At 65.1% G+C, this 11,485-nt stretch carries 10 protein-coding genes; 5 read left to right on the top strand and 5 right to left on the bottom strand.

Going from position 1 to position 11,485, the window contains the following annotated elements:
• On the top strand, nt 1-972 hold a 972-nt coding region (pstS, locus tag A3CW_RS0130500), incomplete at its 5' end, for a phosphate ABC transporter substrate-binding protein PstS (RefSeq protein WP_028206945.1).
• A 75-nt stretch (nt 973-1,047) separates the two neighbouring features.
• Here pstS and A3CW_RS0130495 read toward each other — a convergent pair.
• The 3 genes from A3CW_RS0130495 to A3CW_RS0130485 form a co-directional block, all read right to left on the bottom strand.
• Nucleotides 1,048-1,245 carry a DUF3562 domain-containing protein gene (locus A3CW_RS0130495; RefSeq protein WP_028206944.1) on the bottom strand — a complete coding sequence of 66 codons (198 nt, stop codon included), beginning with the start codon at nt 1,243-1,245 and terminating at the stop codon, nt 1,048-1,050.
• Between the two features lie 136 nt (nt 1,246-1,381).
• On the bottom strand, nt 1,382-2,101 hold the full coding sequence (locus A3CW_RS0130490) for a response regulator (RefSeq protein WP_028206943.1): 720 nt from the start codon (nt 2,099-2,101) through the stop codon (nt 1,382-1,384).
• Entirely contained in the window at nt 2,094-3,548 is a 1,455-nt protein-coding gene (locus tag A3CW_RS0130485; RefSeq protein ID WP_028206942.1) for an ATP-binding protein, read from the bottom strand. Before A3CW_RS0130485 ends, A3CW_RS0130490 begins: the two co-directional genes overlap by 8 nt.
• Before the next feature lie 232 nt (nt 3,549-3,780).
• Here A3CW_RS0130485 and A3CW_RS0130480 point away from each other — a divergent pair, with 232 nt between their 5' ends.
• The 4 genes from A3CW_RS0130480 to A3CW_RS0130465 all read left to right on the top strand — a co-directional run bounded on the left by A3CW_RS0130480 (nt 3,781) and on the right by A3CW_RS0130465 (nt 7,922).
• Complete coding sequence (locus A3CW_RS0130480; RefSeq protein ID WP_028206941.1) at nt 3,781-4,512, top strand: response regulator; 732 nt, start codon at nt 3,781-3,783, stop codon at nt 4,510-4,512.
• A gap of 509 nt (nt 4,513-5,021) precedes the next feature.
• The gene (locus A3CW_RS0130475; protein ID WP_245623779.1) at nt 5,022-5,762 is read left to right on the top strand and encodes a glycosyltransferase family 9 protein; all 741 of its coding nucleotides are present in this window, start codon (nt 5,022-5,024) and stop codon (nt 5,760-5,762) included.
• Between the two features lie 89 nt (nt 5,763-5,851).
• Nucleotides 5,852-6,724 carry a glycosyltransferase family 9 protein gene (locus A3CW_RS0130470; protein ID WP_028206939.1) on the top strand — a complete coding sequence of 291 codons (873 nt, stop codon included), beginning with the start codon at nt 5,852-5,854 and terminating at the stop codon, nt 6,722-6,724.
• A gap of 67 nt (nt 6,725-6,791) precedes the next feature.
• Nucleotides 6,792-7,922: a glycosyltransferase family 4 protein gene (locus A3CW_RS0130465; RefSeq protein ID WP_028206938.1), complete on the top strand. Its 1,131-nt coding sequence runs from the start codon at nt 6,792-6,794 to the stop codon at nt 7,920-7,922.
• Nucleotides 7,923-7,940: 18 nt separating this feature from the next.
• On the opposite strand, the gene A3CW_RS0130460 is transcribed toward A3CW_RS0130465, so the two are convergent.
• Nucleotides 7,941-8,843 carry a transglutaminase family protein gene (locus A3CW_RS0130460; RefSeq protein ID WP_035514421.1) on the bottom strand — a complete coding sequence of 301 codons (903 nt, stop codon included), beginning with the start codon at nt 8,841-8,843 and terminating at the stop codon, nt 7,941-7,943.
• Nucleotides 8,840-11,473, bottom strand: coding sequence for a circularly permuted type 2 ATP-grasp protein (locus tag A3CW_RS0130455; protein WP_028206936.1), 2,634 nt, complete (start codon nt 11,471-11,473; stop codon nt 8,840-8,842). Before A3CW_RS0130455 ends, A3CW_RS0130460 begins: the two co-directional genes overlap by 4 nt.
• Nucleotides 11,474-11,485: the final 12 nt, after the last annotated feature.

Below are 11,485 nucleotides of genomic sequence, written 5' to 3'. Positions count from 1 at the left end.
CAGGCTGCTGACATCACCGGCGCGGGTAGCACCTTCGCAGCACCGATCTATACGAAATGGGCGGATGCCTATCAAAAGTCGGGCGGCGGCAAGGTCAACTACCAGGGCATTGGCTCGTCGGGCGGCATCAAGCAGATTCAAGCCAAGACGGTGGACTTCGCGGGCTCGGACGCTCCGCTGAAGGACGAGGATCTGGCCAAGGAAGGCCTGTTCCAGTTTCCGACGGTGGTCGGCGGCGTCGTGCCGGCGATCAACGTGCCGGGCGTGAAGCCGGGCGAGATCACCCTGTCGGGCCCGGTGCTCGGCGACATCTACCTCGGCAAGATCAAGAAGTGGAACGATCCGGCCATCGTCGCGCTGAACCCGAAGGTCAAGCTGCCTGATCTCGACATCGCCGTGGTCCGCCGCGCCGACGGCTCGGGCACCAGCTTCATCTGGACGAACTACCTCTCGAAGGTCAACCCCGAGTGGAAGAGCAAGGTCGGCGAAGGCACGACCGTGAGCTGGCCGACGGGCACGGGCGGCAAGGGCAACGACGGCGTGGCCGCCTTCGTGCAGCGTCTGCCGGGCGCGATCGGCTACGTCGAGTGGGCGTACGCCAAGCANAANCANATGGTCTACNCNGCNATGAAGAACGANNCGGGCGCNGTGGTTCAGCCGNNCACCGAAACGTTCAAGGCNGCGGCCGCNGGCGCGGACTGGAAGAAGTCGTTCTACCAGATCCTCACGAACGAGCCGGGCAAGGACGCATGGCCGGTGGTCGGCGCGACCTTCGTGCTGCTGCACACGGCACAGGACAAGCCGGACCAGGGCAAGGAAACGCTCAAGTTCTTCGACTGGGCCTTCAAGAACGGCTCGTCCGCCGCCGATAGCCTCGACTACATCTCGCTGCCGGAGTCGGTGGTCAGCGAAATCAAGTCGCAGTGGAAGGAGAAGGTCAAGGACGCGAGCGGCAAGCCGATCGCCCCCTAACCTGCAATGGAATGCAGGCGCGCATGCATTGCGCGCCTGTCTCCAGCCACGCTGAGCGTTCGAGGCCTGGTCAGCCTAGTGCGCGTCGCTGCGCAAACTCCGAAGATTTTCGCGCACGCGCCGCGCGACCAGCACGCTCAGGTAATCCATGATGCGCGCGCCGTCGCTGAATGCCGCCCAGGTTTCTTCGTACATCCTGGAAACGGTCTCCATAGGAGCATGGGTCTCGGCTGCAATCGCCTTTACGAGTTCTTCTGCGGCGTGCTGGTTCATCGATGCCTCCATGCGTATAGAGGGGAACGCGGGAAGGCCATTAGACTGCATCGCGCGTCCGGCGCGCCAATACATTTAGCCTATCTAGCGACGCTTTTCGTTCGATACGAATTTGTCGGTGTACAGCCTGTCAAATTCATTCGCCGGCAGGCGCGATCTCCAGGCGATAACCCACACCGTAGATCGAGCGAATCATGTCCTGCTCGGGCCGGATCGACTGGATCTTGCGCCGCAGGTTCTTGACGTGCGAGTCGATCGTGCGGTCGGCCACGACACGGTGATCGTCGTATAGCGCGCGCAGAAGGAAGTCGCGCGCGTAAATGCGGCCCGGGCCCGAATGCAGCAGCGCGAGCAAACGAAATTCGATGGGTGTGAGGTGCAGATCCCGACCGTCCAGGCGCGCGGCGTGTTGCGCAACTTCGATTGAAAACGGCGAAACCACGGTGCCTTCCGCTTCCTGGTGCGCGCGCGCAAGCAGTTCGGCCCGGCGCAGGATCGCCTTGACGCGCGCCACGACTTCACGTGGACTGAACGGTTTGCACACGTAGTCGTCGGCACCCAGTTCGAGCCCGAGCAAACGGTCGATTTCGTCCACGCGCGCCGTGATGATCATCACGGGTATCGCGGAGAACGTGCGGAGTTCGCGGCACACGTCGAGGCCGCTGCGTCCGGGCAACATCAGGTCGAGCAGCACCATCGACGGTTGATGTTCGCGCACGTAGGGCACGACCTCGCGGCCGTCGGCCAGGATCGTCGTGGCGAAATCCTCCTTCGCGAGGTAGTCGGCGAGCAGGGCCGCGAGCTTCGGCTCGTCTTCGACGATGAGTATGGACGGCCGCGTGATCGGATCAATCATGATGCGTGTGTAGGCGAGGAAGTTGGACCAGGATCCGCAGCCCGCCAAGCGGGGAGCGCGATGCCTCGATGGTGCCGCCGTGCTGCTCCACGATGTGCTTGCACAATGCGAGCCCGAGACCTGCGCCGCCGCTTTGACGGCTGCGCGATGGATCGACGCGGAAGAACCGGTCGAACAGATGGGGCAGCAGCGGCGCGGGAACCGGCGGAAACGAGTCTTGAACGTCGACATAGATGTCGTTGTCGTTCGACGTGACCGAGAGCCTCACGCGGCCACCGGCGTTGGTGTAGCGCAGCGCGTTTTCCAGCAGGTTTTTCCAGACCTGCGTGAGGCGATAAGGATCGCCCGAGAGCGTTGCATGTGCGTCGTCGGGATCGAATTCCAGCGTGATGTCCTTGGCGGCGAGGCGCTCGCGAAATACGTCGCATGCCGCTTCGACGATGGGCACGAGATCGAGCGGCACTTTTTCGAACGAAAGCTGGCCGATGTCCGCCAGCGATAGCTCGTAAAGATCATCGATCAACTGGCTGAGCATCGCTACTTCGGACTGCAGAGAAGCGATGGTCGCCGCGTCGGGCCGGCGCACGCCGTCCTCGATCGCCTCGAGTTCGCCGCGCAGCACCGAGAGGGGCGTGCGCAGCTCATGCGAAATATCGGCGATAAAGTCGCGCCGGTCGCTTTCGGCTTTTTCGAGCGACGCCGCGAGGCGGTTGAAATCGCTCGCGAGCATCTGCAATTCGTCGCTGCCTTTGGCCGGCACGCGCGTGGCGTAGTCGCCGCCCGCGAGGCGATGCGTGGCCGTGACGATCCGCTTGATCGGTGTGAGCAACGTGCGCGCGAGGATGATCGACATGGCGGCGGAGAGCAACGCGGTGAAACCCACGATGATCCACGTCGCCTGCAGCTGGCGATTCTTGAAGCGCTGCTCCGCCTGATTGATGAGCGAGGTGGGTCCCGCCACCGCGATCCAGCCGACCGTTTGACCCTTGACGCGCAGCGGATGGCGCACGGCGTCGGGCGGCGGGGGCGGCCCCGCGCTCGTGACGAGCTTCATGTTCGCATCGTAAAGCGTGTAAGGCGGGCGAAACGGCCGCGGGCGCCCGGCAAGGCCGCGGGCGAAGGGGCCACCGTTGCCGTCGTCGCCGTGGAAGCCGTCCGGCGCATCGGGCGGGCGCGCATCGCCGGGCGGCGCACCAGGCGGCGGCCCGCCATCGAACGGCGGCCGGTCTTTCGCGGGCTCGCGAGCGAAATTCCAATTGCCGTGCTGGGCGTACGAAGCTTCGAGTTCCTGCTGGAGCGCCGACAGTTCGCTCGCACTTTGCTCCTGCAGAAAATCCACGAAGCCGAATTCGAAACTCGTCCGGATCGCGACGCCCATGGCCACGGCGGCGAGCACGCAAGCCGAAAGAATCGCGAGGAAGAGTTTGGAAGTGACGCTGACTTTCATGACGGGTTCAGCAGGGAGCAATAAAGGCGAGTGCGAAATTATTCGGCACTATTTTTGCCCGAAGCGTACCGTAAGGTGTACGTGGCCCGTCCGAATCCACATTTTCTCCAGATTTCCCTTCTTTTTCCTGCACCGTTGTTCCGTATGATCCGCTGCAGATCGAAGCGCATCCATGCGTTCGTGCGCCGGATCCGGATGGAAAGACGTGCATCACAGAGGAAGGGACAGATCGATGGACATTCACGTGCTGCTTGTCGAACCCGATCAGGCGTATCGGGACGACCTGCGTACTTATTTGCAGCGTCAGCAGATCGCGGTGTCGGTGCTGTATGGCGTCGAGCGGCTGGAGCAGCGTCTCGCGCGAGAAACGCCTTCGCTCATCATCCTGCGGCACGATGCGCTCAAGATCGACGGCATTGCAGCGCTGCGCACGCTGCGTGAGCGAGGGTGGCTGACGCCCGCCATCGTCGTGAGCCAGTCCGCCGACGTGGCCGACAAGGTGCTCGCCTTCGAATTCGGCGCCAACGACTATATGGTCGATCCGTTCGATCCGCGCGAACTGCTCGCGCGCCTGCACCACGCATTGCGCTGCAGGATCGACTATCCCGCGTCGCCGCGCAGGGAGACGAAGTACGTCTTCGACGGCTTCGAACTCGACGCCATCGACAATCAACTGTTCCGGGACGGCCTCAAGGTTCCCGCGCCTCCGCTGGTGCTCGCCGTGCTCGCGGTGTTCGCGGCGAACCGCCTGCGGCCGCTTTCACGTGAGCGCATCGTGAGCATGATCGATCGCAACTCGTCGCTTCACGCGCGCAGCGTCGACGTTGTCGTCTTTCGTCTGCGCAAGTTGCTCGGCCTGTCGCCTTGCGGCCGCCAATATATTCAAACGCGTTACCGGGACGGTTATGTTTTTTGCCCCGACGACGCGCTTCCCGATCTGGACCTGGCCGCTGCACGTGGATAAAAAAACCCGGCGGTTCGCCGGGTATGCAAAGGGTTGAAGGTAAAGCACCCTTCATCTGCGGTCGAGGCTTCCCGCGCAATGTCAGGCGAGACCAGCGTAGCAGGTGGCGTCGCATTCTCGAACTCCGGAAACATTGCTATTTCTTAACGCGTAATGGTTCCCGTAACGTTCGGGCGCGCTGGCGTGGCGCGGAAGAAATCCGCAGAAAGATCACGTAACCCGCAAACCGCGCCACAGTGGCACCATGCGTGTCCATAGCCGAAACCCGCCTGGACACGTAACCGATGCCACAACCCGCCCGTGTGAGTCACGCACAGCACGACACGCTTGCAACGGGTTCCTCCGTTGCGCACGCGAAAGCACGCAACGCAGCGTTCGTGATGTCGTCGGCGCTAGGGGATTCGCTGAATCTGCTGGTCATCGCGCACAACCTCGTGCGAGCGGGCTGGCAAGTGGAAATATTCGGAGTTCACGCGTGGTCGCTTGCGGGCTGGTTCCCGCACCTGTCGATGAACCCGGCGCTCAACGAGGAGGAAGCACGCGCTCGGCTAGGGAGCTTCGGCGTCGTGGTGCAGATGCACCGGGACCGGCCGTTCAAGCATCTACGTGCATGGCATCCGGGCTCCGTCGACCTGCACGATATCGAATACGCCGATGACGGCCGGTGCATGGCGCAGCGCTTTGCGGCGTTCGCGGCGGTTCATTTCGAATTGAAAACCGTCGAGATATCGAACGGTATTCGCGCGCCGCTGGAGTTTCAGCACCGCCGTTACGCCCAACGCGTGGCGGTGCATCCGGAGGCCAGCACGGCCGACAAGCGCTGGCTGGCGCGGCGCTTCATTGGCTTGTCCCAGCGTTTGGGCGGGGAAGGCTTTGCGCCTGAGTTCGTGGTTGCCGACAGCGAGCGCAAGCACTGGTTGCCGCTTGCCAGCGTAGCGCCGCCATTGTGCTCGTTTCAGGATACGGCCGATCTGGCAGCGTGGCTCTACGAATCGGGTTGGTTCATCGGCAACGATTCGGGCTTGGGGCATCTTGCATCGGCGCTCGGCATTCCGACGCTGACCGTGTTTCGGCGGCGACGCGTCGCGCAACGCTGGCGCCCGGGATTTCAGCGCGGCGAGATCGTGCTGCCGCCGTGGTGGGTGCCGACCGCGGGACTCAAGGAGAAGTGGTGGCGCGAAAGCATCTCGGTGAGACGCGTGCACCGGGCCTTTCTGACATTGCGGGAGCGCGTGGCGTCGAATACCTGAAGCTTCCGTTGCGATAAACGCATGGTGGGGTTCGCTACGTATGCCGAATCAAAATTTAGTGTTACTAACGTATACATCTTCGCATAAAAATGAAATTACAGATCCAGGGCAGCGTTGCGGTGGCGTTGCCGCCGCCAATCGGCGACAGCCTCATCGGGCTCGTGCTCGTCAACAATCTGATTCGAAATGGCTACCGTCCCATCGTGTTTGGCTGGGTAGCCGAGCAGCTCGCGGCCTGGTTTCCCCATATGACGGTCGGGTACCAGGCGGCGTATGCGGGCGCCTTCGACACGGTGATCGAACTGCGTCCGACCGAGTTTGGGCCGATGCTGAGCCGCACCGGCAAGACGTTTCGTCTGGCTGAACTGCCCGAATTTGGCGGCGGGAAGCACATGGTCGACCGCATCGTCGAGATTGCCGCGAGTGTGTTCGGGTTACGCGATGTGACGCATTCGAACGGCCTCGTTGTGCCGCCTGGCGTGCAGCGTTGCCGTTTCGCGGATCGTGTCGTGATCCATCCGACCGGCAGCCACCGGGAAAAAATGTGGAGCCGCGAGAAGTTTCTCGCGCTCGCCCATGAACTCAGGCGCGCTCAGTTCCATCCGAGCTTTCTCGTTGCGCCCGGCGAGTTCGCCGCCTGGCGGCAAAGCACCGTGCAAGGCCACGAGGTTCACTCGCTGCCGCGACTCGAAGACGTGGCGACGTGGATCGCCGAATCGGCGTGGTTCATCGGCAACGACTCGGGTCTGGGCCACCTCGCTTCCTCGATCGGCGTGCCCACGCTCACGCTTTTCATGCGGCGCGGCCTCGCACGTACGTGGCGCCCGTGCTGGGGACCCGGCCAGGTCGTATTGCCGCCCAACGTCATCCCGTTCGGCAATCTCAAGGAGCTGCTATGGACGAAGCTGCTCAGCGTAAGCCGTGTGATGGCGCACTTTCAGGCGCTGCAGGCGCGCTCATGAGCGCAAGCCATACAGCGCGGCCCTGTGCGAAGGACTGGATCGGCCAATTTTAGAGGAGCGGATCCCCATGAAACTCGGTGTTTCCTGCAACGTCATGAAGCATAGCGGCGGCATGGAGCGCTACGCGAGAGACCTCGCGCGCGGCATTGCCGAACGCGGCTTTCGACCCGCTTATTTTGCGCGGAAGCTCGACCACGCGCTGCCAGAGTATGCGATGGTCGAGCCGCATCGCATCAACGTGTCGTTTCTGCCGGGCAAGCTGCGCGACGCCTGGTTCTCCTGGCGGCTGCGCCGCGCGAAGCGTGTCGCAGACGTGGACGTCATGATCGGTTGCAACCGGGTCGACAGTTCGGATATCGCGGTTTGTGGCGGCACCCATCGCGGGTTTCTCCGCGCAACGAGCCGTAGACTCAAGCTCACCGACCGTTGGCAGATTGCGCTGGAAGAACGCCTGTATGCCAATGCGGCGATCATCCTCGCGCATTCTCCGTTGATGCATGACGAACTGATCGAGCTGTACGGGATCGATGAAGCCAGGGTGCGCATTCTGCGTCCCCCGGTCGATACGGCGCGCTTCACGCCCGTCGATGCGGCTGCTCGCGCCTCGCTGCGCAAGCGGCTCGGCTTCCAGGACGACGAGTGTGTGTTGCTCTTTCCTTCGAGCAGCCATGTGCGCAAGGGACTCCCGCTCATTGAAGCCGCCGTGCGAGACCTGAATGAACCCGTCGTCGTCGCGGTAGCGGGCCGCCCGGTGGCCAGTCTCTCGCCGCATGTGCGTTACATCGGCTTTCAGCGCGAAATCGAAGACTGTTATCGCGCGGCGGACTTCACGATCCTGGCTTCCGCCTATGAGCCTTTCGGGCTGGTGGGTATCGAATCGGTCATGTGCGGCACGCCGGTGATCATGCCGTCGACGATGGGGTGCTGCGACGTGATTGCCACGCATGCGAAACACGTGTTCGAGCGGGGCGATGTGCGATCGCTGCGCGAGACGATCAGGCGCGCAATCGCCAGCCGGTTTGTCGTGAACGGTCAGCCTGTGCGAGAAAACGCCAACGAGAACGGGCAAGCCGTGCTGTACGACGCCAGCGTGGCTGGGCACGTCGACTCGCTGCTATCACTAGCCAGCCAGGTTCATACAGGGTGGGGCATCAGCCCGTTGGCGCCTTACGCGGCGCCGCTTCGACGCTGGGTCTGAGCGTGGCTGTCGCGGCTGTCATTCCGCGCTCACCTTGACCGCCACATCCACCTGATGCGCGCCCCCGCCAAGAATGACGCCACGCAGGAGCGACACGTCGGTGTAATCTCGGCCGATGGCGAGCGTCACGTGACCCTGGTCGGCGAGCACGTCGTTGGTCGGATCGAGATCGATCCAGCCGGCAGAGGGGGCAGACGGCGCCGCAGGCACGTACAGCGACACCCATGCATGCGAGGCGTCCGCGCCGATCATCGGTTGAGCGCCTTCGGGCGGGTCGTTGCGCAGATAGCCGCTTACGTAGCGCGCGGCGAGCCCGATCGAGCGCAGGCAGCCGATCATTACCTGGGCGAAATCCTGACACACGCCATGGCGCAATTCGAATGCGCGCACGGCGGGTGTGTCGAACGACGTCGCCGAGGGGCGGTAGGCGAAATCGGCGTGGATGCGATGCATCAGGTCGATCGCGCCGGCCAGAACCGGCGCGCCGGGCGCGAAACTCTCCAGCGCGTAAGCGCGCAATTCCGGCAGCAAGGCGATATTCGGCGAGGCGAAGCAGAACTCCGACTCCGCATGGAAGGCGCCGCCCGCCGTGTAACGCAGCGTTTGTGCGACGTCTTCCCAGGCCGGCGTGCCGTCTGCATCGAGCGTCGCGTAGCGCGGCGAGAGCAGCACGCTCGTTTCGCTCGTCATTTGCAGGTAGTCATGCGGCGCGTCGAACGAGAAGTAGAGCACCTCGTTGCCGAAGGCGTCGCGGCGGCTCGTCTGATACGACGGCGCGGGTTCGATACGCTCGCGGTGCGCGAGCACGCGCTGCCAGGGCAGGTCGAGCGGGCGGATGGTCGCGAGATGCTGCGCGGTTTCGACGAGCGTCGAATAGCGGTAGGTCGTGCGGTGCGTGACCGCGAGGCGCGTGCCGTTCATGACCAGACCTGCGCGGCGAGCGGCACGGCGTGGCTGAACCAGCGCGCGCTGATCTCGTTCGACATCGCGGCCATCCGCTCGGCGAGACTGTCACACAGTGCGGTGAGCGCAGGGTAGCGGCCGTCGTCGCCGGGCTCGCAGAGCGCCTCCAGCGTGGGCAGCGCCTCGACGGCCGCGAGCTGCGAGGCGAACGGCTCGCGCTTCGGGCCGCGCGCCGCCTGGGCGATTTCGTCGAGCCGCGCGCGCAGCCGCGCATAGACGCCGTAGAGGCCGCGCGGATTGGTCGGGTCGGTCACGATCACGTCGAGCAGGGCAGGCACTTCGAGGCGCCCCGGATACAGCGAGCGATACGTGAGCGTGCTGTCGAACAGTTGCAGCAGCACGTCGAAGCCCGCGGGCGTGGCGAGCGTGCGTTCGTGCGCGGCGATTCGGAGCATGGTGGCCAATGCGGCTACGCGTTCGATATGGCGTCCGGCAAACAGCAGGCGCCAGGCTTCGTCGCGGGTCATGCGGTCGCCCTGGCAGCCGCTGATAGCGCTCAACTGCGTTGCGAGCGTATCGAGCGCGCCCATCAGCGCCATGCGGTCGTACGGCGTGGGACGCCTGAATTCGATCGCCGCTCCCGATCGCGCGGCCGCAGGCACGAGCGAAAGCGCCTGAAGCGCGTCACGGAAGTCGTTGCGCGAGGCGAGCACGGTGCGCCAATGGTCGTTCGAAAGCCGGCCGCGAATCTCGCCGCACGCATACGCCTGGCTCGCGAGCGTGCGGCCGATGCCCGTTGCGCCGGCATTTTCGTGCAGATTGGCCGCGAGCGCGCGCTCGAAGTCGTCGAGGCTGCGCCGGGCTTCGCTGACCGTGGCGGGCACGAGCCCGTTGGCGGCGGCCAGTTCGATGAAGGTGCCGAACAGCTCTTCGGCGTCGCTGCCTTCGAGCGAGCCGAGAATCAGCCGGCACAGGCGCACGCCGTTTTCGGCGCGCTCGCCATAACGCCCCGCCCAGAACAGGTTCTCCGCCGCGCGGCTCGGCACGCGGCGGCGTTCGCGGCGCAGCTCAGCGGGCTTGATCGGGCTCGGCAGGAGCGTGAAGGTCGAACCGGGCTGGCTCGACAGCACCCAGGTATCCACGCTGCTGCCGCCCATCTGCATCGATACGGATTCCTGATGTTCGGCTGCCAGGCGCGTGAAGCCGCCAGGCAGCACACGCCAGCCGCATTCCTGATCGGCAATCGCGTAGACGCGCAGCACGGCAGGCCGCGCGCCGAGCATGCCCGCACCGGTCTCGTAGCGCGGCGTATAGCTGTAGCACAGCGGCTGCTGGACCGTGAAGGCGTCGGGCAACTGCTCGATGCGCTCGCGCCAGTCGGCGAGCGATTGCTCGCCGGCGGCGAGTCCGGGCGGCGCGGACGGCGCGTTCGCCGCGCCCGGCCACGTCGGCACGAGCAGCGCCTCGGGCACCTGCGCGAGCGCATCGCGCCAGGCCGCGTCTTCGCCGCACCACCAGGTTGCGACGCCCGGCAGCGCAAGCTCTTCGCCGAGCAGCGCCTGCGCGATGCCGGGCATGAAGCCGTGCAGCGCGGGCGATTCGACGAAGCCCGCGCCGGGCACGTTCGAGACCATCACGTTGCCCGCGCGCATGACCTGCAGCAGGCCCGGCACGCCGATGGTCGAGTCGGCGCGAAGCTCGACCGGGTCGCAGAAGGTATCGTCGAGGCGGCGCAGCACGGCGTGCACGCGCTCCAGCCCGTCCAGCGTTTTCAGGTACAGCATGTCGTCGCGCACCGTGAGGTCCTTGCCCTCGACGAGCGTGAGGCCGAGGTAGCGCGCGAGGAACACATGCTCGAAGTAAGTCTCGCTGAAGGGCCCCGGCGTGAGCAGCACGATATGCGCAGACGCGCCGCTCACGCTGCGCTCGTCGGCGCTCATGATCGCGCGTGCAGCCGCGGCGAGCGTGGCGACAAGCTGCGAATAGGACGGCGCGAGACGGTGCACCCGCATGGTGCGAAACGGCTCGGCGAAGAGGCTCGAGACGATGAGCCGGTTTTCCAGCAGATAGCCGAGTCCCGAGGGCGCTTCCGTGCGGTGCGAGACGACGGTCCATTGTCCTTCGGGCGAGCGCGCAAGGTCGAGCGCGACGATCTGCAGATACTGGCGGCCGGGCGGCACGAAGCCTTTCACGGCGCGCAGGTAGCCCGGGTGGCCGAACACCAGCGCGCTCGGCAGCAGGCCGCGCGCAAGCAGCGTTTGCGGCCCGTAGATATCGGCGACGATCTCGTTGAGCAGGCGCGCGCGCTGCGCGGCGCCGCGCTCGATCTGCGCCCATTCGGCCTCGTCGATGATGAACGGCAGCACGTCGAGCGCCCACGGCCGCGGTCCGCCCGGGTCCGCGTAGACGTTATAGGTGATGTCGTTCTCTCGCACCTGGCGCGCGACCGACGCGGCCGCGCCGTCGAATCCCGCCACGCCCGGCTTGCCGAGCAGCCCGAAAAACTGCCGCCACGGCTCGCGCAGCTCGCCTTCCGCCGTTTGCAGTTCGTCCCAGTGTCCGGCGCGCACCGGCAGCGTGCGCAGCGGCGCGCCCGCCTGGTCGTCGCTGGCGGAGGAATCGAACGGCAGGGTGGATTGAGTCGGCAAGATCGTGGGTCG

The sequence above is a fragment of the Paraburkholderia nodosa DSM 21604 genome (genome assembly GCF_000519185.1).
GTDB classification, from domain to species: Bacteria; Pseudomonadota; Gammaproteobacteria; order Burkholderiales; family Burkholderiaceae; genus Paraburkholderia; species Paraburkholderia nodosa.
This window is presented reverse-complemented; position numbering and strand designations above follow the sequence as displayed.